This is a genomic window from Pseudomonas sp. Irchel 3A7 (assembly GCF_900187565.1).
Lineage (GTDB): Bacteria > Pseudomonadota > Gammaproteobacteria > Pseudomonadales > Pseudomonadaceae > Aquipseudomonas.
Genome location: NZ_FYED01000007.1, coordinates 288,808 through 312,193, shown reverse-complemented (window position 1 = coordinate 312,193; position 23,386 = coordinate 288,808). Strand labels below are relative to the sequence as shown.

The following is a 23,386-nucleotide window of genomic DNA, read 5'->3' as shown; positions in this document are numbered from 1 at the left end:
TTCTTTCCATTCGAATACACGGAACCCGCAAAACTCCATCATGGACCCTTCCCCTGGCTTGTCCCTCGCAACAATATTCGCCGACTTCGGCATGATTCTTTTTGCTCTGATCCTGGTTTTGCTCAACGGCTTTTTCGTTGCGGCCGAATTTGCCATGGTCAAATTGCGCTCGACCCGGGTCGAAGCCATCGCTGAGCAGCACGGCTGGCGCGGGCACATCCTGCGCACGGTGCACAGTCAGCTCGATGCTTACCTGTCGGCGTGCCAATTGGGTATCACCCTCGCCTCCCTCGGGCTTGGCTGGGTCGGCGAGCCGGCGTTCGCCCACCTTCTGGCTCCTGTGCTGAGTGCTGCCGGCGTGGACTCCGCCGAAGTGGTCAAGGCGGTGTCGTTCTTCACCGCGTTCTTCATCATTTCGTACCTGCACATCGTGGTCGGCGAACTGGCACCGAAATCCTGGGCGATCCGCAAACCTGAATTGCTGTCGCTGTGGACGGCAGTGCCGCTGTACCTGTTCTACTGGGCCATGTACCCGGCCATCTACCTGCTCAACGCCAGCGCCAACCAGATCCTGCGCATTGCAGGGCAAGGCGAGCCCGGCCCGCACCACGAGCACCACTACAGCCGTGAAGAACTGAAACTGATCCTGCACTCCAGCCGTGGTCAGGACCCCAGCGACCAAGGCATGCGCGTATTGGCCTCGGCGGTGGAAATGGGCGAGCTGGAAGTGGTCGATTGGGCCAACTCTCGCGAAGACCTGGTGACCCTGGAGTTCAACGCACCGCTCAAGGAAATCCTGGCGATGTTCCGTCGCCACAAGTTCAGCCGCTATCCGGTGTACGACAGCGAGCGCCAGGAGTTCGTCGGCCTGCTGCACATCAAGGACCTGCTGCTGGAGCTGGCAGCCCTGGACCACATTCCCGAGTCGTTCAACCTGGCCGAACTGACCCGCCCGCTGGAGCGTGTATCCCGGCATATGCCGCTGTCGCAGTTGCTGGAGCAGTTCCGCAAGGGCGGCTCGCACTTCGCCGTGGTTGAAGAGGCCGACGGCAATATCATCGGCTACCTGACCATGGAAGACGTGCTGGAAGTGCTGGTGGGCGACATCCAGGACGAACACCGCAAGGCCGAGCGCGGGATCCTCGCGTACCAGCCGGGCAAACTGCTGGTGCGCGGTGATACGCCGCTGTTCAAGGTCGAACGGCTGCTGGGCATCGATCTGGACCACGTCGAAGCCGAAACACTCGCCGGGCTGGTCTACGACAGCCTCAAGCGGGTGCCGGAAGAGGAAGAAGTACTGGAAGTCGAAGGCCTGCGGATCATCATCAAGAAGATGAAAGGGCCGAAGATTGTCCTGGCCAAGGTGTTGATGCTCGATTGACGCACTGATCTGACACCCAGTCGATCCCTTCGCGAGCAGGCTCGCTCCCACAATTGGAATGCATTCCAATGTGGGAGCGAGCCTGCTCGCGAAGGCGTCAGCTCAAACAACACCTCATTGTTTGCCCAACGCAAAGTTGGGCAACGCCCCCACCGGCTGATTGAACCGGAACGGTATGGACACCAGCCCCATCCCGGTATTGCGCTGCACCGCGAAGTGCAGATGCGGCCCGCTGCTGTTGCCGGTATTGCCTGACAGTGCCAGCGCACTGCCCACTGCCACCTGCTGCCCCTCGCGAACACTGATCGAGCCCTTTTTCAGGTGCAGGTACACGCCCATGGTGCCGTCATCGTGCAGCACCCGTACGAAATTGCCCGACGGGTCGGTGCCGCGTCCGGTCTGGCGGTTTTCGGTTTTCACCACGACTCCGCCACGGGCGGCGACGATTGGCGTGCCCACGGGCATGGCGATGTCCATGGCGTAACGGTTCTTCGGCCCATAGTGGCTGTACTGGCCATTGGCACCCTGACTCAGGCGAAACGGCCCACCTCGCCAAGGCAGCGGATAGCGATAGACCATGGCGGCTCCTGACGGGTCGCCCAGGGAGTATTCGAACCTTGGGGTATACACCAGCGGCTTTCCGGGGCGGCTGGCCTTGAGCAGCGCCAGACGAATGCTGCTGCGTGCGGGCATCACCCGACGGATCGGCCGACTCGGTGCGCCGCTGACGTTGTTCAGGCCGGCAAAACTCAGTTCGATCTCTACCGGCGCATACAGGTCATTGCGCACAAACACGCTGTCCATGCCTTTGAGCTTCTTGATATCGAGGTACACCTGACGCTCCAGGTGCTCGTCCATGCGATCGCGAAAGACGAACACCTTGGCGCCCTTGATGGGGCGATCGCTGTAGGAGACCACGCCATTGGCGTCGGTGGACGTGTAGATCGTCATGGCCACAGCCGAGGTGGATGCCATGAAAAGACTACAGAAATACAGCAGGCGCGCGTACATGGGCAGGGTTCTGTCGAGTAAGGCCTGGGAAGGAGCCTAGCAGCTGCAATGGACCCGGGTAGTCGGCAGATGTTTCAAGATGGGTGGATCAGGGTGATGTGTGGTGCAGGTGATGGCCCCTTCGTCGGAACGCCGCCCGGAGCAAGCCCGCTCCCACAGGTTCAGCGGCAATCCTGCGGGAGCGGGCTTGCCCGCGAAGGCTGACTAACAGGCGATACGGGATCAAGCGCCCGGAATAAAGTGCTTCTGCGCCGTGCCCCGGGCAATCAATCGGGAGATGTAATCAAGCTTCTGCGCATCCTGATCGACGAAGCGGAAGGTCAGTTGCAACCATTCGCTGTCAGGTTTCTGCTCGTGGGCGACGATGGCGTGCAGGTAGCCGTTCAGGCGCGCCGTTTCGGCGTTGTCGCCCTGCTCCAGGTCGAGTACGGCGCTGTCGAGCACTTGCGGCAGGGTGTCGGCACGTTTGACCACCAACAGCGCTTCCTTGAGGCTCAGGGCCTTGATCACGCATTGCTGAATGCCGTTCGGCAAGCGCAGTTGACCCTGGCCACGCCCTCCCACGGCGGCCGCAGCGGCTATCGGTGCCTTGACCGGTGGGCTGTTGAGCAAGCCACGGGCTGGGGCGGCTGCCGCAGCAGGCGCCGGTGCAGTGGGCGCCACCACGGCGGCCTTGCCACCGGTCAATGCATTGAGCGAGTCATTGCCGAATGCCGAGCTGGTTTTGGTATTGGCGGTGTTCATCAAGGAGTCGAGCTTGCCGACCTTGTGCAGCGCCTGCTTGACCTTGGTGATCAATTGCTCGTTGGTGAATGGCTTGCTGACATAACCGGATACCCCGGCCTGGATCGCCTGGACGACGTTCTCTTTGTCGCCACGGCTGGTCACCATGACAAACGGCATGCCTTTGAGATTGTCCTGCTCGCGGCACCAGGTCAGCAGTTCCAGGCCGGACATTTCCGGCATTTCCCAGTCGCACAGCACCAGGTCGAACGTTTCCCGGGCCAGCAGGGCCTGAGCCTTCCTGCCGTTGACGGCGTCTTCGATCCGCATGCCCGGGAAATAGTTACGCAGGCATTTCTTTACCAGGTCACGAATGAACGAGGCATCGTCCACGACCAATACACTGACCTTACTCATCCATAACCCCTTTAAAAAATCCCGGCAAGCATACCGCTTTGCTGATGGCACTTTGCCAAAAACCTTCAGTCACGCCGGCACTTTTCGTTCGCGGGTGCTGCTTTTCGAATTCGTAAGCCACAAACAAAAACGCCCGGCCAAAGGGCCGGGCGCGTCCTGGGGCAACCTTACTTATCGTCAGCTTTGCCCGGAACATTAGCGGTTTCGCCACTTGTTCCCTCAACTTCTTCCTTCATGCGTTTAAGGCCCAGGTGACGCACGTCAGTGCCGCGCACCAGGTAAATCACCAGTTCCGAAATATTGCGCGCATGGTCACCGATGCGCTCCAGCGAACGCAGCACCCAGATGATGCTCAAGACCCGCGAGATAGAGCGTGGGTCTTCCATCATGTAAGTCGCCAGCTCACGCAGGGCAGTCTTGTATTCGCGGTCGATGATCTTGTCGTACTGCGCCACCGACAACGCCAGGTCGGCGTCGAAACGGGCAAAGGCGTCCAGGGCATCGCGCACCATGTTGCGGACCTGGTCGCCAATGTGGCGCACCTCGACGTAACCGCGTGGCGCTTCGCCTTCTTCGCACAGCTGAATGGCGCGACGGGCGATCTTGGTCGCTTCATCACCGATGCGCTCCAGGTCGATCACCGACTTGGAGATGCTGATGATCAGGCGCAAGTCAGATGCCGCCGGCTGGCGACGAGCCAGAATGCGCAGGCATTCTTCGTCGATATTACGTTCCATCTGGTTGATCTGGTCGTCGATCTCGCGCACCTGCTGGGCCAGGCCGGAGTCGGCCTCGATCAGTGCGGTCACCGCGTCGTTGACCTGCTTCTCGACCAGCCCGCCCATGGCCAGGAGGTGGCTGCGCACTTCCTCAAGCTCAGCGTTGAACTGCTGGGAGATGTGATGGGTTAAGCCTTCCTTCGAAATCATCTTTTGCTCCGCGATAGCTGTGAGCTGCAAGCTACAAGCTGCAAGCTGTTTTGTGTCGTACTCGAACCGCTCTTACTTGCCGCTTGAAGCTTGCGGCTTGCAGCTGTACGGCTAGCCGTACCGCCCGGTGATGTAGTCTTCGGTCTGCTTCTTCGCCGGATTGGTGAACAAGGTGTCGGTGTCGCCGAACTCCACCAGTTTGCCCATGTACATGAACGCCGTGTAGTCGGAAACCCGCGCGGCCTGCTGCATGTTGTGGGTCACGATGACGATGGTGAACTTGGATTTCAGTTCGTAGATCAGCTCTTCGACTTTCAGCGTCGAGATCGGGTCGAGTGCCGAGCAAGGTTCGTCGAGCAGCAGCACTTCCGGTTCCACGGCGATGGTGCGGGCAATCACAAGACGTTGCTGCTGACCACCGGACAGGCCCAGTGCCGACTCGTGCAGACGGTCCTTGACTTCGTCCCACAGCGCCGCGCCTTTCAACGCCCACTCAACGGCCTCGTCGAGTACACGCTTTTTGTTGATGCCCTGGATACGCAGGCCGTAGACCACGTTCTCGTAGATGGTTTTCGGGAACGGGTTCGGCTTCTGGAACACCATGCCGACACGACGACGCAGCTCCGCCACGTCTTCGCCCTTGCGGTAGATGTTGTTGCCGTACAGGTTGATTGCGCCTTCGACACGGCAGCCATCGACCAGGTCGTTCATGCGATTGAACGTACGTAACAGCGTGGACTTGCCGCAGCCGGACGGGCCGATGAAGGCGGTCACGCGCTGTTTCGGGATGTTCATGCTGACGTCGTACAGCGCTTGTTTATCGCCGTAGAACAGGCTCAGGCCCGGCACTTCAATGGCCACGGTTTCCTGCTCGAGGCTCAGGCTCTGTTTATCGCGACCCAGGGCCGACATGTTGATGCCGTGGGTATGTGCTTCGTGCTGCATGGGAGGCTCCCTGTGCTAACAAATTCGGTTCGGAACGCCGCTTGGCGGCATGTCCAATCAATGTTCGATTGGACGCGATCCACTGTGGGAGCGGGCTTGCCCGCGAAGACGTCAGCACATCCGCAAATGATGTGACTGACAGATCGCTTTCGCGGGCAAGCCCGATCCCACAGGGTTCGCGTCGACTCTTAGCTATCCAGCGCCTTGTACTTCTCGCGCAGGTGGTTACGGATGTAAACGGCCGACAGGTTCAATGTCGCAATCACCAGCACCAGCAACAGCGCTGTGGCGTATACCAGCGGCCGCGCGGCTTCGACGTTCGGGCTCTGGAAGCCGACGTCATAAATATGGAAGCCCAGGTGCATGATCTTCTGGTCCAGGTGCAGGTACGGGTAGTTGCCGTCCACCGGCAGCGACGGCGCCAGTTTCACCACACCCACCAGCATCAGCGGCGCCACTTCACCCGCGGCGCGGGCCACGGCGAGGATCATGCCGGTCATCATCGCCGGGCTGGCCATCGGCAGCACGATCTTCCACAAGGTTTCGGCCTTGGTCGCGCCGAGGGCCAACGAACCTTCACGCACGGTGCGAGGAATCCGCGCCAGCCCCTCTTCGGTGGCCACGATCACCACCGGCACCGCCAGCAGCGCCAGGGTCAACGAAGCCCACAGCAGACCCGGCGTACCGAAGGTCGGCGCCGGCAAGGCCTCAGGGAAGAACAGACGGTCGAGCGAGCCACCCAGCACATAGACGAAGAAGCCCAGACCGAACACGCCATAAACGATGGCCGGAACGCCCGCCAGGTTGTTCACCGCGATGCGGATCACCCGGGTCAGGGTGTTCTGCTTGGCGTATTCACGCAGGTACACCGCCGCCAGCACGCCAAACGGGGTCACGATCATCGCCATGATCAGGGTCATCATCACGGTGCCGAAGATCGCCGGGAAAATCCCGCCTTCGGTGTTCGCTTCACGCGGGTCATCGCTGAGGAATTCCCACACCTTGCTGAAGTAGAAACCAATCTTGGTGAAGGTGCCCATGGCGTTCGGCTGATAGGCGTGAACCACTTTACCGAGGCTGATTTCGATTTCTTTGCCATTGGCATCACGGGCGGTCAGGCTGTCGCGGTTGAACTGCGCGTGCAGATCGCCCAGACGGGCCTCGATGTCCTGATAACGGGCATTGAGTTCGGCGCGCTCGGACTCCATGTCCGCTTGCGCGGCTGGATCAAGCTTGCCTTCCAGTTCCAGTTTGCGGCTGTGCAGGCGGATGCGCTCGAGACCGGCGTTGATCGCGCCGATGTCGACCTTTTCCAAAGTCTTGAGTTGCGCGGCCAGCTGATTCACGCGGTTGATCCGCGCTTGCAGCTCGGGCCAGGCAGCTTCGCCTTCGGCGATCACCTTGCCGTCCTGTTTGACGTTGACCAGGTAACCGTAGAAGTTGCCCCACTCGCGACGCTCCAGCGCCATCAATTCGACCGGGTTTTTCTGATTGGTCAGCCACTCGCCAACGATCCAGGTGAAGTCGGTGCCGTTCAGGTCACGGTTGCCGACCTTGATCAGCTCACGGGTCATGAACTCCGGGCCTTCATCCGGCACCGGCAGGCCAGCGCTTTTCAGGCGCGCGCGCGGCACTTCTTCCTTCTGTACCACTTCGCCGATGACCAGGTGATTGGCCTGGCCCGGCACATCGTAGCTGGCATGCACCAGATCCGCCGGCCAGAAGTGACCCAGACCGCGCACGGCAATCACCGCCAACAGGCCAATGGTCATGATGACCGCGATGGACACCGCGCCACCGCTGATCCAGACGCCCGGGGCGCCGCTCTTGAACCATCCTTTCAGGGAGTTCTGTTTCACAGACTTCTACCTTTCTTAAAGCGACGAGTATTTCTTGCGCAGACGCTGACGAATCAGTTCCGCGAGGGTGTTCATGATGAAGGTGAACAACAGCAGCACCAGCGCCGAGAGGAACAGCACGCGGTAGTGGCTGCCGCCGACTTCCGACTCCGGCATTTCCACCGCGACGTTGGCCGCCAGGGTGCGCAGGCCTTCGAACAGGTTCATTTCCATGACCGGGGTGTTGCCGGTGGCCATCAGCACGATCATGGTTTCACCCACCGCGCGGCCCATGCCGATCATCAGCGCCGAGAAGATGCCCGGGCTGGCGGTAAGAATCACCACGCGGGTCATGGTCTGCCACGGCGTGGCACCGAGGGCCAGGGAACCGAGGGTCAGGCCACGCGGTACGCTGAACACGGCGTCTTCGGCAATGGAGTAGATGTTCGGGATCACCGCAAAGCCCATGGCCAGACCGACCACCAGTGCGTTGCGCTGGTCGTAGGTGATGCCCAGGTCGTGGGAGATCCACATCCGCATGTCGCCGCCGAAGAACCAGTTCTCCATGTACGGGCTCATGTACAGCGAGAGCCAGCCGACGAACATGATCACCGGAATCAGCAGGGCACTTTCCCAGCCGTCAGGGACTTTCAGGCGGATCGACTCAGGCAGGCGGCTGAAGGTGAAACCGGCGACCAGAATGCCGATCGGCAACAACATCAGCAGGCTGAAGATGCCCGGCAGATGCCCTTCCACATACGGCGCGAGGAACAGACCGGCGAAGAATCCGAGGATCACCGTCGGCATTGCTTCCATCAACTCGATCACCGGCTTGACCTTGCGGCGCATGCCCGGGGCCATGAAGTACGCGGTGTAGATCGCAGCGGCGACAGCCAGGGGCGCGGCCAGCAGCATGGCGTAGAACGCAGCTTTCAGGGTGCCGAACGTCAGCGGGGACAGGCTCAGCTTCGGTTCGAAGTCGGTGTTGGCGGCAGTCGATTGCCAGACGTATTTAGGCTCGTCGTAGTTCTCGTACCAGACCTTGCTCCACAACGCGCTCCACGACACTTCCGGATGCGGGTTGTCCAGCAGCAACGGTTGCAGTTTGCCGCCCTGCTCCACGATCACGCGGTTGGCCCGTGGCGACAGGCCGAACAGGCCTTGGCCTTCGACCACCTGGTCCACCAGCAAGGTGCGGTGGGCGGTACTGTGGAACACGCCGAGCTTGCCGGAAGCATCCAGGGCGACGAAGCCCTTGCGGCGCTCTTCGGCGGTGATTTCCACGATTGGCGTGGTGCCCATCTGGAAGGTGCGGATTTGCTTCAGGCGCTGTTCGCCATCCGGATCGCGCGCCATGAACCACTGGGCCAGGCCACCTTTGGAATCACCGAGGATCAGCGAGATGCCGCCTACGAGCTGAGTACTGGCGGTAATTTCAGCGTCACCGTTTTCCAGCAGTTTGTAGCGTCCATTGAGGCTCTTGTCGCGCAGGCTGAACACGTCGGCCTGGGCACGACCGTTGACCACATACAGCCATTGCTGGCGCGGGTCGACGAAGATGTTCTTCACCGGCTCGGTCATTTGCGGCAGATCGATACGCTTCTGCTCGTTGGTGATCTCGCCGGTCATCATGTTTTCTTCGCTGGTCAGCGACAGAACATTGAGTTGCGAACCGGTGGAACCGACCAGCATCAGGGTCGAATCGTTGGCGTTGAGGCTGACATGCTCCAGCGCACCGCCGGTTTCGTTCAGCGCGATCGGGGTTTCGCCGTAAGGGTATTCGATGGCCGGCGAGATGGTTTTCTTGCCGTCCGGATAGCTGACTTTATACGTGTGACGGAACACCAGGGCCTGACCGTTGGAAAAACCCACGGCGACCAGCGGGTGACCGGGTTGATCTTCGCCGATGGACGTTACGCTGGCGCCTGCAGGAACCGGCAGATCAACGCGCTTGAGTTCAGCGCCACTGTCGATATCGAAGAACAGTGCCTGGCCCTTGTCGGAAACCCGCATGGCGACCTGGTTCTGCTCTTCAAGGGAAAACATCAACGGCTTGCCGGCATCTTGCATCCAGGCAGGCGTGATGGCGTCCTTGGCAGTCAGGCTGGCACCCTGAAACAGGGGCATGACCACGTAGGCAAGGAAGAAGAAAATCAGCGTGATCGCCGCCAGAACGGCGAGCCCGCCCACGAGGACGTACCAGCGAGTCAGGCGATCCTTGAGCGCGCGAATGCGGCGCTTGCGTTGTAGCTCAGGCGTATTGAAATCAATTCGCTTGGGGGGATTTGTAGTCATTGTGGAATTGGCCAGATCATTCATTCGCACACCCTAGCGATCCTGTATGACAGAAAGATGACAGTGCAGTGACGCAACAAATCCGCCGCCAGCGGGAACTGGCAGTGGACAGAGAATTTGGGAGGGCCGGGTTGCCGGAAATGGCAACCCTGAGCCGTTGTAGGAGCGAGCTTGCTCGCGAAGATGGAACATTCAGACACATTTTCTGTGGCTCGACTTCCATCGCGAGCAAGCTCGCTCCTACACAGGTCCGGAGTGAACTCCGGACCTAGGGTTTTACTTTTTTGCTACGTTGTTACCTTCCTGCAGACCCAGGTCAGCCAGTGCTTTTGCAGCAACCTTGGCTGGCAGCGGGATGTAGCCGTCTTTCACTACAACTTCCTGACCCTGCTTGGACAGAACCAGTTTCACGAACTCGGCTTCCAGCGGGGCCAGAGGCTTGTTCGGGGCCTTGTTGACGTAAACGTACAGGAAGCGTGACAGCGGGTACTTGCCGTTCAGGGCGTTTTCTTCGGTGTCTTCGATGAAGTCGGTGCTGCCTTTCTTGGCCAGGGCCACCGTCTTCACGCTAGCGGTTTTGTAGCCGATGCCCGAGTAACCGATGCCGTTCAGCGAGGAGCTGATCGACTGCACGACCGAAGCCGAGCCTGGTTGTTCGTTGACGTTTGGCTTGAAGTCGCCTTTGCACAGGGCTTCTTCCTTGAAGTAGCCGTAGGTGCCGGATACCGAGTTACGACCAAACAGTTGAACCGGCTTGTTGGCCAGGTCACCGGTCACGCCCAGGTCACCCCAGGTTTTCACGTCGGTTTTAGCGCCGCACAGACGAGTGGACGAGAAAATCGAGTCAACCTGTTCCATGGTCAGGTGCTGGATCGGGTTGTCCTTGTGCACGAATACAGCCAGGGCGTCCACGGCAACCGGGATTGCGGTTGGCTTGTAGCCGTACTTCTGCTCGAAGGCAGCCAGTTCGGTGTCCTTCATCTTACGGCTCATCGGGCCCAGGTTGGAGGTGCCTTCAGTCAGCGCAGGTGGCGCAGTGGCGGAGCCAGCGGCCTGAATCTGGATGTTTACGTTCGGGTATTCTTTTTTGTAGTTCTCAGCCCAGAGGGTCATGAGGTTGGCCAGGGTATCGGAGCCGACGCTGGACAGGTTGCCCGACACACCAGTGGTCTTGGTGTAGCTCGGGATAGCAGGGTCAACAGCGGCAACCGCGTTGGCAGTCGCAACGCCAGCAGCGACAAAAGTCATTGCCGCCATCAAACGCTTCAGTTTCATGCCTTACTCCTAGCAGATAGGGTGTGTTAAGTCGGGGCCAAGTATCAGCAGGCCGTGTGAACACTCTATGGCTGAAATATGACAATTGGATGAAAGGCCAGTATTCGAGTTTTTCCTGGATGATTCATGGCGCTCCAATCGCCAGCAGGCTGGCTCCCACATTGGAATGCATTTCAATGTGGGAGCCAGCCTGCTGGCGATTGGGCCGGTACAGACGACAGGAAAGTCGAAATTAACGACCCTTCTTCCAGAGATACGCCCCCACCAGAATCCCCACCCCACACAGCACCGCCACGTAATACGCCGGCCCCATCGGGCTTTCCTTGAGCAGCAGGCTTACGATCATCGGCGTCAGACCACCGAAAATCGCGTAGGCAACGTTGTAGGAAAACGACAGGCCGCTGAAGCGCACAACTGGCGGGAACGCCTTGACCATCACATACGGCACCGCACCGATGGTGCCCACCAGCAGGCCGGTCACGGCGTACATCGGGAACAACCAGTCCGGGTGGTCGGCCAGGTTGTGATAGAAGGTCCAGGAGCTGGCCAGCAACGCGGTACAACCGATCACGAAGACTCGCCCCGCTCCAAAGCGATCCGCCAGGGCACCGGAAATGATGCAGCCAAAGCTCAGCAGCACAATCGCCACGCTGTTGGATTGCAGGGCTGTGGTTGGTGAGAAATGGTAGACCGTCTGCAACACGGTCGGGGTCATCAGGATCAGTACCACAATGGCGGCGGACAGCAGCCAGGTCAGCAGCATGGAAATGGCGATAGCACCACGATGATCACGCAGCACCGCACGCAGCGGCACTTCTTCGGCCAGGGCCTTGCGCAGTTGCAGTTCGGCGAACACCGGGGTTTCGTGCAGCCAGCGGCGCAGGTACACCGAGAACAGGCCGAACACACCGCCCAGCAGGAACGGGATCCGCCAGGCGTAATCCGACACTTGCGCCGGGGTATAAACGCTGTTGATCGCCGTAGCCACCAGTGAACCCAGCAAGATACCCGCCGTCAGTCCGCTGGTCAGGGTGCCGCAGGCATAACCGATATGGCGTTGCGGCACGTGTTCGGAAACGAAGACCCAGGCGCCGGGCACTTCACCACCAATCGCGGCGCCCTGGATCACCCGCATCAACAGCAACAGGATCGGCGCCCACATGCCGATCTGCGCATAAGTCGGCAGCAGGCCCATGATCAGGGTCGGCACCGCCATCATGAAAATACTCAGGGTAAACATCTTCTTGCGCCCCAGCAGGTCGCCGAAGTGCGCCATCACGATGCCCCCCAGCGGCCGGGCCAGGTAACCGGCGGCGAAGATGCCGAAGGTCTGCATCAGGCGCAGCCACTCGGGCATGTCCGCCGGGAAGAACAGCTTGCCCACCACCGTGGCGAAGAACACGAAGATGATGAAGTCGTAAAACTCCAGCGCGCCCCCCAGGGCCGACAGCGATAGTGTCTTGTAGTCGCTGCGGGTCAATGGACGTGCTGGTTGTGAAGGCTGCGCGATACTCGAGGGCGCTGTGGTCATGGCAAGGGCTTCTCTTATAGTCAGGTCTGCCGCCCCAACAACGCTGGCAGGGGCTCGGGCAGGTCCGGCACGATAGCAAATTGTTCGAAAAAGCACATAAAGGTGCTTATTTGACGGTCAAAATGAGAACCGGACGGTCGTATCGGAGTCTACCGACCGATATACTCGCAACTGTGCAATGGCTTGCAAGGGTTGCTGTGCGAAAACGCCTGTCAGGTTCATAGGCGATTTCGCAGAGTTTCCCTTTAGGCGCCTTATGGAAAACGTGACGAACGTAGTATGTTCGGTGCTGAATCGTTTTTCCTGAAGACGGCTACCACCAGGCATTACCAATGAAGAGTCACGGGTCAGAGGCACCCCCGGCATGATAGAGCTCGAACAAGAAGATCCGATCCCGCAAGGCGACCTGGCCCTGCAAATCACCGCACTTCCCCGCGAAACCAATGGCTTTGGCGATATTTTCGGCGGCTGGCTGGTGGCGCAGATGGATTTGGCGGGTACCGCGATGGCCAGCAAGGTAGCCGGTGGTCGCGTGGCCACGGTGGCGATCGACCGCATGGCGTTTCTGGTACCGGTGGCGGTGGGCGCCCAGCTCTCCTTCTATACACAGGCACTGGAAATCGGCCGCAGCTCGATCCAGATGATGGTCGAGGTCTGGAGCGACGATCCGCTGTCCAGCGAATGGCGAAAAGTCACCGAAGCGGTGTTCGTATTCGTCGCCATCGATGGCAGCGGCCGCACTCGCTCGGTTCCGCCTCGCGCCCGTTAAAGAGCCTCGTTAAACCCGGCGACCGTTTTACGGTCCATTGCAGTCCTGTCACTGATCGAGAGCTGTCCCATGAGCACGCCCAACGTTGAAGCCGTGAAACTGGATGAACTGAACTGCTGGCGCATCCGCCACGGTCAGGCCGAATTACTGGTGGCCCAGCAAGGCGCGCACATCCTCAGTTATCAATTGGCTGGTGAACCGCCAGTGATCTGGCTCAATGACGAGGCTGTGTTCAAGGCCGGCAAAAGCATCCGCGCCGGTGTGCCGGTGTGCTGGCCGTGGTTCGGCAACTTCTCGCGCAACCCGCAGAGTGTGCAGGCGATGCGCGTCGGCAACGAGCCGCCAAGCGCTCATGGCTTGGTGCGCGCGATGGACTGGGAACTGGGAGGCATCGAAGCCGAGGGCGAAAGCCTGAAGGTCGAATTCCTCCTGCCCTACCCTGAAGGAGGCTTGCCAGGCTGGCCGCATAAGGTGGACTTGAAGCTGAGCATTCGCCTGGACGAGCAACTGCACATCAGCCTGACCAGCCACAACCAAGGCGCTGAAACAGTGACCATCAGCCAGGCACTGCACAGCTATTTCGCCGTCAGTGATGTGCGCAACGTGCATGTCGAAGGTGTGGATGGCTTGAATTACATCGAGACGCTGGATAACTGGAAAACCGTCACCCAGACCGGCGATCTGCGCTTTGACGGCGAAACAGACCGCATCTACCTCGATCCTCCGGCAAAACTGAGCATCGTCGACCCAACCTGGGAGCGGCGCATCGAGCTGACCAGTACCGGCTCGCGCTCGGCGGTGATCTGGAACCCATGGATCGACCGCGCCGCGGCATTCAGCGACATGGCCGACGATGGCTGGCAGCGCATGTTGTGCATCGAGACGGCGAATGTGATGGATGATGTGGTGGCATTGGCGCCGGGAGCCAGCCATACCCTGGGCGTGAGCATCGCCAGCAAGCCTAACTAATATCCAAAAGCCATTGTGGGAGCGAGCCTGCTCGCGAAGGCGGCATAACAGTCAACATTGATGTTGGATGTTATGGCCTCTTCGCGAGCAGGCTCGCTCCCACAGTTTTGATTTTCTACAGGTCTGATTCCTGCACCACCCGCACCTTCGCCGCATCCAGCGCATAGGCCGCGTCCGCCAGGTCGTTGCTGACCTTCTCGATCTTCAGCGTGCCAGTAACCCACAACGGCGTGTAGATATCATTGAGCTTCAGGCCCTTGGGGTAACGCACCAGCACCAGTTGATTGGGCGGAGGTGGCGGTACGTGGATGCAGGCGCCGGGGTACGGCACGAGGAAGAACAACGTGCTGTGGCCCTTTGCATCGGTTTCCAGCGGCACCGGATAACCGCCCAGGCGGATGTTCTTGTCGTTCATCGACGACACGGTCTTGGTCGAATACATCACCGCCGGCAGGCCTTTGCTCTGCTTCATGCCACCCTTTTCGGTAAAGGTGCCATTGGCTTCGGGGGAGTTGTGGTCGATCTCGGGCATGGCCTCGAGGGCTTTCTGGTCCGACTTGGGCATCAGTTCGAGCCAGTCGGTTTCCGGCAGTTCGCCGGCGTGGGCAAGGCCCGTACCCAGGAAAACAAGAGTCAACAGAAGACGGCGCATGAAAATGCTCGGTAGGGTTGAGGAAATCGCCGGGCATTCTAGTCCTCCCGGGCTGCGCAGCCGAGAGGACTTTGTCGCCTGAATCAGTTCTTTTTGATCAAGCCGTAGATGACCAGCAAGATGACAGCGCCCACCAGCGCACCGATGAAGCCTGCGCCTTCACCCGCTTGATAGAAGCCCAGGGCCTGGCCGCCGTAAGTGGCCGCCAACGAACCGCCAATACCGAGCAGGATGGTCATGATCCAGCCCATGCTGTCATCGCCCGGCTTCAGGAACCGTGCCAGCAGGCCGACGATCAAGCCGATAAAGATGGTTCCGATAATTCCCATGGCATTTCCCTCTGATTTGGTTGGTTATGCGAAAGCCTAGTCAGACTTTGGCATCCTGCCATGAGAGAACGGCGGCCCCGCAATGGTTCCGCCGCTGCCAAATGAAACTGATTTACTCGGCGATGAGCGCTTCGACCTTGAGGATCTGCGCGGCCAGCGTTTCGCGGTCCGCACAGCGCAGGTTGGCGTGACCGACCTTGCGGCCGACCTTGAACGCCTTGCCGTAGTGATGCAGATGGCAATCGGCAATGGCCATGACTTTCTCGGTCTCCGGCACTTTGCCGATGAAGTTGACCATCGCGCTTTCGCCGACCTTGGCGGTCGAACCCAGCGGCAGGCCAGCGACCGCCCGCAGGTGGTTTTCGAACTGGCTGCACTCGGCGCCTTCGGTGGTCCAGTGCCCGGAGTTGTGCACTCGCGGGGCGATTTCGTTGGCCTTGAGACCGCCGTCGACTTCGAAGAACTCGAACGCCATCACGCCGACGTAGTCCAGCTGCTTGAGCACGCGGCTGGAGTAGTCCTCAGCCAGGGCTTGCAGCGGATGGTCGGTACTGGCCACGGACAGTTTGAGAATGCCGCTGTCGTGGGTGTTGTGAACCAATGGATAGAACTTCGTTTCACCATCGCGGGCACGCACGGCGATCAGCGAGACTTCACCGGTGAACGGCACGAAGCCTTCCAGCAGGCAGGCCACGCTGCCCAGTTCGGCGAACGTGCCGACCACGTCTTCAGCGCTGCGCAGTACTTTCTGGCCCTTGCCGTCGTAACCCAGGGTACGGGTCTTGAGCACGGCCGGCAGACCGATGGAAGCCACGGCGGCGTCCAGGCCAGCCTGGGACTGAATGTCGGCGAACGCCGGAGTCGGAATCCCCAAGTCCTTGAACATGCTCTTTTCGAACCAGCGATCGCGGGCGATACGCAGGGCTTCGGCGCTCGGGTAAACCGGAACGAATTGCGAGAGGAATGCCACGGTTTCTGCCGGAACGCTCTCGAATTCGAAAGTCACCAGGTCGACTTCATCGGCCAGCTGACGCAGGTGATCCTGATCGCCGTAATCGGCACGCAGGTGTTCGCCCAATGCAGCGGCGCAAGCGTCTGGCGCCGGGTCCAGGAAAGCGAAGTTCATGCCCAGCGGAGTGCCCGCCAGCGCCAACATGCGACCCAACTGGCCGCCACCGATTACACCGATCTTCATCGTCAACAACCTCAGGCGATGCGTGGGTCTGGATTTTCCAGGACGCTGTCTGTCTGTTCAGCACGGAAGGTTTTCAGCACCTTGTGGAACTGCGGGTGCTTGGCGCCAAGGATACTCGCCGACAGCAGCGCTGCGTTGATCGCGCCGGCCTTGCCGATGGCCAGGGTGGCGACCGGAATGCCGGCCGGCATCTGCACGATGGAGAGCAGCGAATCGACGCCCGAGAGCATCGCCGACTGTACCGGCACGCCCAGTACCGGCAGGTGGGTCTTGGCCGCACACATGCCCGGCAAGTGGGCCGCGCCACCGGCACCGGCGATGATCACCTCGATGCCACGCGCCTCGGCTTCTTCAGCGTACTGGAACAGCAGGTCCGGGGTGCGGTGGGCAGAGACCACTTTCACCTCGTAAGGGATGCCGAGCTTTTCCAGCATATCGGCGGTGTGGCTAAGGGTGGACCAATCGGACTTGGAGCCCATGATCACGCCAACCAGTGCACTCATCGTCGTGCCTCTTCTCTCTGGGCGCCCGCAGGCGCGTCAAAAAACAACAAGCCACGCAATGTGCGTGGCTTGAATGTACGAATTATGGCCGGTCGTAACCGGCCGAAGGCCGCGCAGTATACCTCAATGAAGCCAATAAACAGCCCCTGATACGACCATCTGTCATACGGTGCAAACCGGCAGTTTTATTGACTTTAAGGTCAGCCAAAACCACGAGCTAACAAAGGAAACTCAATGAGAGTGAAATTCGCAAGATCGTGTATTGGTAATCCCGTCCTTCAGATGGTCGACCCATGAACTCCAGCCAATAACCTCACGTACTCATTGAACTCCGGCAGAGAGGACGCGTGTTGATGAACGGACTCTGACGGGTAGATATGTAATTCAGGTGGCAAAGTTGGTTTCGGGTCGGCATGAGACGCTTGAACAACAAACAACTTAGATAGATCACACATAATAATTCTCCATTAAACATAATAATTCAATAATTAACAATACGCTTGCACACTAAATCTGGTGCAGGCTCATTAAATGACATTAGCATTAAAAAAAACAATACTTAGATGTCGCTCGATGTAACCAGGCACACCTGAAAACACTGGGGTTTGTTGGCGGGAAGATAAGACTGCGCTTGACAAATGGCGAACCGCATGGAGTTTCGCTTACATGAGCAACTCAGCATCGCTTCGTTTACACCGAATACTTTGTCGACCATTAAGCTTGTTGCATACAAACAGTCAAAACCTCCCGAATTCAAATACAACAGCGGGTGGCTATTCACGACACTGAAAGCCACCGCCCTGCGTTTCAATTATTATTTTTTACGGCGCCAAACATCTATTCAGACAAATCCCCTGAACAACACTTCAACAGCACCGGCATATACCAAGGGCATTTTTAATAAACAAATTCTAGTCACTTCACCCAATACCGAGTCATGTAGCGCTCGCCGCTCCACCTTCAAGCTTGCGCCACAACAACCGTACGTTAGCTTTGCGCACCAACGCGCATCGGTACAAGCGAATCTCCAGCGGCACATGCCACTGTGGACCACCGCACACCACCAGTTCACCGCGGGCCAGTTCGGCGCGTACGCTGAGCTGTGGCACCCAGGCAATGCCCAATCCTTCCAGCGCCATGCTCTTCAAGCTGTCGGCCATGGCGGTTTCGTAAATGGTGGTGAAGCGCAATGCCCGTTGGCGTAGCAACATGTTCACCGAACGTCCGAGGAAGGCACCAGCACTATAGGCAAGCAACGGCACGCTGCCCTCACCTTCCAGATCGAACAGTGGTTTGCCATTCGCGTCCGCTGCACACACTGGCAGCATTTCGGTATTGCCCAGGTGCAGTGACGGGAAGATTTCCGGGTCCATCTGCATCGCCGCATCCGGGTCGTAGAACGCCAGCATCAGGTCGCACCCCCCTTCACGCAGCGCATGCACCGCGTCGCCGACGTTGGTCGCCACCAACCGCGTGGCGATGTTCAGACCTTCGTTGCGCAGTTGGGCGATCCAGCGCGGGAAGAAGCCCAGGGCCAACGAGTGCGCGGCGGCGACTTGCATCACTTCGCCCTGCCCGCCTTCCAGATGATGAAGATGACGCAGCACTTCGCCGAGCTGTTCGACTACGGTACGCGCGGTGACCAGAAACAACTGCCCCGCCGCCGTCAGCTCGACGGGCGTACGCGAGCGGTTGACCAGCGTCAGCCCCAGCGCGGCTTCGAGGCTGCGGATCCGCCGGCTGAAGGCCGGTTGGGTCACGAAGCGCCGTTCCGCCGCCTGGGAGAAGCTGCGGGTGGCGGCCAGGGCACTGAAGTCCTCCAGCCATTTACTTTCCAGATTCATCACGTCCTCCCGGACACGCACCAATTTAGGTCACACGCTCACCGCGAACGCGGCGTCACATAGGCATTATGCCGAATATGCATAGGCCAGTGTTTAACAGCATTGGCCCAAAATTCTCCACAAGCCTAGCATTTGCAGTGTTCCGGCACAGACCGGGTCCATATCGAGATGATTTCTATCATGTCCTCCGCTGCATCATTCCGCACAGAAAAAGACCTGCTTGGCGTACTCGAAGTACCGGCTCAAGCGTATTACGGCATCCAGACCCTGCGAGCGGTGAATAACTTCCGTCTCTCCGGCGTTCCGATTTCGCATTACCCGAAGCTGGTAGTCGGCCTGGCGATGGTCAAACAAGCCGCCGCTGATGCCAACCGCGAGCTGGGTCACCTGAGCGAAGCCAAGCACGCTGCCATCAGCGAAGCCTGTGCCCGTCTGATCCGCGGCGACTTCCACGAAGAGTTCGTGGTGGACATGATTCAAGGCGGCGCTGGCACTTCGACCAACATGAATGCCAACGAAGTCATCGCCAACATCGCGCTGGAGGCCATGGGTCACCAGAAGGGCGAATACCAGTACCTGCACCCGAACAACGACGTGAACATGGCGCAGTCGACCAACGACGCTTACCCGACGGCGATCCGCCTGGGTCTGCTGCTGGGTCACGACGCGCTGCTGGCCAGCCTCGACAGCCTGATCCAGTCGTTCGCCGCCAAAGGTGAAGAATTCAGCCACGTCCTGAAGATGGGACGTACCCAGCTGCAAGACGCTGTGCCGATGACCCTGGGCCAGGAATTCCGTGCCTTCGCCACCACCCTGGGCGAAGACCTGGCACGCCTGAAGACATTGGCGCCAGAACTGCTGACTGAAGTGAACCTGGGCGGTACCGCGATCGGTACCGGCATCAACGCCGACCCGCGTTACCAGCACCTGGCCGTTCAGCGCCTGGCCACCATCAGCGGTCATCCGCTGGTACCGGCAGCCGACCTGATCGAAGCCACTTCCGACATGGGCGCCTTCGTGCTGTTCTCCGGCATGCTCAAGCGCACCGCGGTCAAGCTGTCGAAGATCTGCAACGACCTGCGCCTGCTGTCCAGCGGCCCGCGCACCGGCATCAATGAAATCAACCTGCCGGCGCGTCAGCCAGGCAGCTCGATCATGCCAGGCAAGGTCAACCCGGTTATTCCGGAAGCCGTGAACCAGGTGGCATTCCAGATCATCGGCAACGACCTGGCCCTGACCATCGCCGCCGAAGGTGGCCAGTTGCAGCTGAACGTGATGGAACCGCTGATCGCCTTCAAGATCTTCGACTCGATCCGCCTGCTGCAACGCGCCATGGACATGCTGCGCGAGCACTGCATCACCGGCATCACCGCCAACGAAGAACGTTGCCGGGAACTGGTCGAGCACTCGATCGGCCTGGTCACCGCGCTGAACCCGTACATCGGCTATGAAAACGCCACCCGCATCGCCCGTATCGCCCTAGAAAGCGGCCGCGGCGTGCTGGAACTGGTGCGCGAAGAAGGCCTGCTCGACGACGCCATGCTCGCCGACATCCTGCGCCCGGAAAACATGATTGCTCCGCGTCTGGTTCCGCTCAAAGCCTGAGCCGACGCGTTACCTGTAGCACCGCTCACCAGGTCGAGGGACTAGACACCTCTCACCTTTTGAGGGCTTGGAGATCACTCTCCAGGCCCTTTTTTTTAACTTTTTATAGGTAAACACAGACCCTGTGGGAGCGAGCCTGCTCCGGGCGGCGTTTCGACGAAGAGGCCATTACACTCAACATCGATGCTGTCATTTACACCGCTTTCGCGAGCAGGCTCGCTCCCACAGACAAGCATCGGTATAGTGCCGCCCCTCTTCGCGTGAGCGGTCGTCGGTAGCGAGGCTACAACCCATGCGAAACCCGAACTAATAACAAACCCGCGATATGAAACCGGGACGAACATCGACCCGCCCGTTGTGCCGTGCGCCAACGGATGTAACTCGATGTGTCTATCCGGCCAGCATTTGCCTACACAAAAAACAGCGAGGAATAATCCATGCTCGAAGTCATTAACGACTTCCTCTCAGGGAAAGTACTGATCGTGCTCATTGTCGGGCTCGGTGGCTACTTCACGATCCGCTCGCGTTTCGTTCAATTGCGCCACTTCTTCCATATGTTCGCGGTGTTCCGCGACAGCCTGCGCAGCAGCACCGGTCAACTCAGTTCGTTCCAGGCCCTGATGCTCAGCCTCGCCGGCCGTGTCGGCGCGGGCAACATCGCCGGTGTCGGCATCGCCGTAACCCTCGGCGGGCCCGGCGCGGTGTTCTGGATGTGGGTGACCGCATTGGTCGGCATGTCCAGCAGCTTCTTCGAATGCTCCCTCGGCCAGCTCTACAAACGCGCTGACGCCGACGGTACCTATCGTGGCGGCCCGTCCTACTACATCCAGCACGGCCTGCAAAAACGCTGGCTGGGGATGATCATGGCGTTCCTGCTGCTGATCACCTTCGGCTTCGCCTTCAACGGCCTGCAATCCCATGCCGTGACCCACTCGCTGAACAACGCCTTCGGCCTTGACACGACTTACACCGGTATCGCTCTGGCAGTACTGCTGGGCCTGGTGTTCATCGGCGGGATCAAGCGCATCGCCAAGGTCGCCGACCTGCTGGTACCGGTGAAAACCCTGGTGTACATCGGCGTGACCCTCTACGTGATCGTGCTGCAGTTCGATCAGGTGCCGGGCATGTTGATGACCATCGTCAAAAGCGCCTTCGGTCTCGACCAGGCCTTCGGCGGGTTGATCGGCAGCGCGATTATCATGGGCGTGAAGCGTGGCGTGTTTGCCAACGAAGCGGGCCTGGGCAGTGCGCCGAACGTGGCTGCCGTTGCGTCGGTCGAGCATCCGGTGGCGCAAGGCGTGGTCCAGGCGTTCAGCGTGTTCCTCGATACCTTCGTGATCTGCACCTGCACCGCGCTGCTGATCCTGCTATCGGGCTTCTACACTCCAGGGTTCGAAGGCGACGGCATTGCCCTGACCCAGAACTCCCTGGCCGCCGTGGTCGGTGACTGGGGTCGGATGTTCATCTCCGTGGCCCTGGCGTTGTTCGTCTTCACGTCGATCCTCTACAACTACTACCTGGGCGAAAGTAACCTGCGCTTTTTGATCGGTGAAAACCGCAAGGCGCTGATCGGCTACCGCGCGCTGGTACTGCTATTGATTTTCTGGGGTGCCATCGAAAACCTCGGCACCGTGTTCGCTTTCGCCGACATCACCATGACCCTGCTCGCGTTCGTCAACCTGATCGCGCTGTTCCTGCTGTTCAAGGTCGGCATGCGCATCCTGCGCGACTACGATGACCAGCGCGCTGCCGGCATCGAGACCCCCGTCTTCGATTCAAGCAAGTTCCCGGATCTGGACCTGGACCTCAAAGCCTGGCCGGCCAACCCACCGCCAGCCACCAAGGCTCAAACTCAGCCGCAAGGCGTACCCGCGGCGCAACGCTGATTGGTAAACAACGGGCGCATCCCCTGCGCCCGTCAGTTAAAGTGCACACATTGTGGGAGCGAGCCTGCTCGCGAAAGGGCCATCACCTTCAACATCTTCGTTGACTGAGACACCGCTTTCGCAAGCAGGCTCGCTCCCACAGTTTTCTCTTGCGGAGACCTGCTCATGATTTCCAATACCTACCCTGCCGCGCAAAATGTCATGGTGCTCTACACCGGCGGCACCATCGGCATGCAAGCCAGCGCCAATGGCCTGGCCCCGGCGTCCGGTTTCGAAGCGCGGATGCGCGACTATCTGCACAGCCAGCCTGAACTCGTGGTGCCGCAGTGGCGCTTCCGCGAAATGGCGCCGCTGATCGACAGCGCCAACATGACCCCCACCTATTGGCAGCAACTGCGCGAAGCGGTAGTCGATGCGATTGATGTTCAAGGCTGCGATAGCGTGCTGATCCTGCACGGCACCGACACCCTGGCCTACAGCGCAGCAGCCATGAGCTTTCAACTGCTGGGCCTGAATGCCCGTGTGTGCTTTACCGGTTCGATGCTGCCGGCCGGCGTGACCGACAGCGATGCCTGGGAAAACCTGGGCGGTGCGCTGGTCGCTTTGGGCCAGGGCCTGGCACCCGGCGTGCATCTGTACTTCCACGGCGAACGGCTGGACCCGACCCGTTGCGCGAAAGTGCGCAGTTTCGGTCGCCATCCGTTCAAGCGCCTGGAACGTCAGGGCGGCGGTGTGAAGGCCGCTTCACTGCCCGCCGCGTTGAACTACAACCAGCGCAAACAACTGGCGAACATCGCGGTGTTGCCGCTGTTTCCCGGCATCAGCGCCGAGATTCTGGATGGCCTGCTCGACAGCGGCATTCAGGGCCTGGTGCTGGAGTGTTACGGCAGCGGCACCGGGCCAAGCGACAACCCCGAATTCCTCGCCAGCCTGGAACGGGCCCGGGACAAGGGCGTGGCGGTGGTTGCAGTTACGCAATGCTATGAAGGTGGCGTCGAGCTGGATGTGTATGAGGCCGGTAGCCGCTTGCGCGGCGTCGGTGTGCTGTCTGGCGGCGGGATGACCCGCGAAGCCGCCTTTGGCAAGCTGCATGCGCTGTTGGGCGCCAGCCTGGATACCGCAGAAGTTCGCCGTCTGGTCGAACTGGATCTGTGTGGCGAATTGAGCTGAATCTGAAAACCATTGGGTATAAATAATTACCACCTTCCCTGACTGATGGCTCCCTAGCATGGAAAACCCGAGGCTTGTCCTCGGGCAACTTCCATGACTTTGAAACGCAGGGATGCACC

At 59.8% G+C, this 23,386-nt stretch carries 19 protein-coding genes; 6 read left to right on the top strand and 13 right to left on the bottom strand.

Going from position 1 to position 23,386, the window contains the following annotated elements:
• Positions 1-40 precede the first annotated feature (40 nt).
• The gene (locus tag CKW21_RS14365; RefSeq protein ID WP_095194611.1) at positions 41-1,381 is read left to right on the top strand and encodes a hemolysin family protein; all 1,341 of its coding nucleotides are present in this window, start codon (positions 41-43) and stop codon (positions 1,379-1,381) included.
• 114 nt (positions 1,382-1,495) lie between these two features.
• Here the strand turns inward: CKW21_RS14365 and CKW21_RS14360 are convergent, their stop codons facing one another.
• The 8 genes from CKW21_RS14360 to CKW21_RS14325 form a co-directional block, all read right to left on the bottom strand.
• A complete protein-coding gene (locus tag CKW21_RS14360; protein ID WP_095194610.1) occupies positions 1,496-2,392 on the bottom strand; it encodes a M23 family metallopeptidase in 897 nt (298 codons plus the stop codon).
• A 222-nt stretch (positions 2,393-2,614) separates the two neighbouring features.
• A complete protein-coding gene (locus CKW21_RS14355; protein WP_095194609.1) occupies positions 2,615-3,532 on the bottom strand; it encodes a response regulator in 918 nt (305 codons plus the stop codon).
• Between the two features lie 167 nt (positions 3,533-3,699).
• A complete protein-coding gene (phoU, locus tag CKW21_RS14350) occupies positions 3,700-4,461 on the bottom strand; it encodes a phosphate signaling complex protein PhoU (RefSeq protein WP_095194608.1) in 762 nt (253 codons plus the stop codon).
• A gap of 111 nt (positions 4,462-4,572) precedes the next feature.
• On the bottom strand, positions 4,573-5,406 hold the full coding sequence (gene pstB / locus CKW21_RS14345; protein WP_008064516.1) for a phosphate ABC transporter ATP-binding protein PstB: 834 nt from the start codon (positions 5,404-5,406) through the stop codon (positions 4,573-4,575).
• Between the two features lie 188 nt (positions 5,407-5,594).
• On the bottom strand, positions 5,595-7,265 hold the full coding sequence (pstA, locus tag CKW21_RS14340) for a phosphate ABC transporter permease PstA (protein ID WP_095194607.1): 1,671 nt from the start codon (positions 7,263-7,265) through the stop codon (positions 5,595-5,597).
• 15 nt (positions 7,266-7,280) lie between these two features.
• Positions 7,281-9,563 carry an ABC transporter permease subunit gene (locus tag CKW21_RS14335; protein WP_095194606.1) on the bottom strand — a complete coding sequence of 761 codons (2,283 nt, stop codon included), beginning with the start codon at positions 9,561-9,563 and terminating at the stop codon, positions 7,281-7,283.
• Between the two features lie 252 nt (positions 9,564-9,815).
• Positions 9,816-10,814: a phosphate ABC transporter substrate-binding protein PstS gene (locus CKW21_RS14330; protein ID WP_095194605.1), complete on the bottom strand. Its 999-nt coding sequence runs from the start codon at positions 10,812-10,814 to the stop codon at positions 9,816-9,818.
• Positions 10,815-11,046: 232 nt separating this feature from the next.
• Positions 11,047-12,345, bottom strand: a complete 1,299-nt coding sequence (locus tag CKW21_RS14325; RefSeq protein ID WP_095194604.1) for an MFS transporter — start codon at positions 12,343-12,345, stop codon at positions 11,047-11,049.
• A gap of 364 nt (positions 12,346-12,709) precedes the next feature.
• On the opposite strand from CKW21_RS14325, the gene CKW21_RS14320 reads away from it, so the two are divergent.
• Both CKW21_RS14320 and CKW21_RS14315 read left to right on the top strand, forming a co-directional pair.
• A complete protein-coding gene (locus tag CKW21_RS14320) occupies positions 12,710-13,114 on the top strand; it encodes an acyl-CoA thioesterase (RefSeq protein WP_007896491.1) in 405 nt (134 codons plus the stop codon).
• 69 nt (positions 13,115-13,183) lie between these two features.
• Positions 13,184-14,083, top strand: coding sequence for a D-hexose-6-phosphate mutarotase (locus CKW21_RS14315; protein WP_095194603.1), 900 nt, complete (start codon positions 13,184-13,186; stop codon positions 14,081-14,083).
• Between the two features lie 115 nt (positions 14,084-14,198).
• Here CKW21_RS14315 and CKW21_RS14310 read toward each other — a convergent pair whose 3' ends face one another.
• The 5 genes from CKW21_RS14310 to CKW21_RS14290 all read right to left on the bottom strand — a co-directional run bounded on the left by CKW21_RS14310 (position 14,199) and on the right by CKW21_RS14290 (position 18,606).
• Positions 14,199-14,735, bottom strand: a complete 537-nt coding sequence (locus CKW21_RS14310) for a DUF3299 domain-containing protein (protein ID WP_095194602.1) — start codon at positions 14,733-14,735, stop codon at positions 14,199-14,201.
• A gap of 83 nt (positions 14,736-14,818) precedes the next feature.
• The gene (locus tag CKW21_RS14305; protein ID WP_008064532.1) at positions 14,819-15,064 is read right to left on the bottom strand and encodes a GlsB/YeaQ/YmgE family stress response membrane protein; all 246 of its coding nucleotides are present in this window, start codon (positions 15,062-15,064) and stop codon (positions 14,819-14,821) included.
• Positions 15,065-15,176: 112 nt separating this feature from the next.
• Positions 15,177-16,259 carry a 5-(carboxyamino)imidazole ribonucleotide synthase gene (locus CKW21_RS14300; protein ID WP_095194601.1) on the bottom strand — a complete coding sequence of 361 codons (1,083 nt, stop codon included), beginning with the start codon at positions 16,257-16,259 and terminating at the stop codon, positions 15,177-15,179.
• A gap of 11 nt (positions 16,260-16,270) precedes the next feature.
• Positions 16,271-16,762, bottom strand: a complete 492-nt coding sequence (purE, locus tag CKW21_RS14295) for a 5-(carboxyamino)imidazole ribonucleotide mutase (protein WP_095194600.1) — start codon at positions 16,760-16,762, stop codon at positions 16,271-16,273.
• A gap of 935 nt (positions 16,763-17,697) precedes the next feature.
• Entirely contained in the window at positions 17,698-18,606 is a 909-nt protein-coding gene (locus CKW21_RS14290; RefSeq protein WP_095194599.1) for a LysR substrate-binding domain-containing protein, read from the bottom strand.
• Between the two features lie 180 nt (positions 18,607-18,786).
• Between CKW21_RS14290 and aspA the strand changes: the two genes are divergently transcribed.
• From aspA to CKW21_RS14275, 3 genes are all read left to right on the top strand, one after another.
• Positions 18,787-20,211: an aspartate ammonia-lyase gene (gene aspA, locus CKW21_RS14285; protein WP_020797941.1), complete on the top strand. Its 1,425-nt coding sequence runs from the start codon at positions 18,787-18,789 to the stop codon at positions 20,209-20,211.
• 437 nt (positions 20,212-20,648) lie between these two features.
• The gene (locus tag CKW21_RS14280; RefSeq protein ID WP_095194598.1) at positions 20,649-22,097 is read left to right on the top strand and encodes a sodium:alanine symporter family protein; all 1,449 of its coding nucleotides are present in this window, start codon (positions 20,649-20,651) and stop codon (positions 22,095-22,097) included.
• 165 nt (positions 22,098-22,262) lie between these two features.
• Entirely contained in the window at positions 22,263-23,267 is a 1,005-nt protein-coding gene (locus tag CKW21_RS14275) for an asparaginase (RefSeq protein ID WP_095194597.1), read from the top strand.
• Positions 23,268-23,386: the final 119 nt, after the last annotated feature.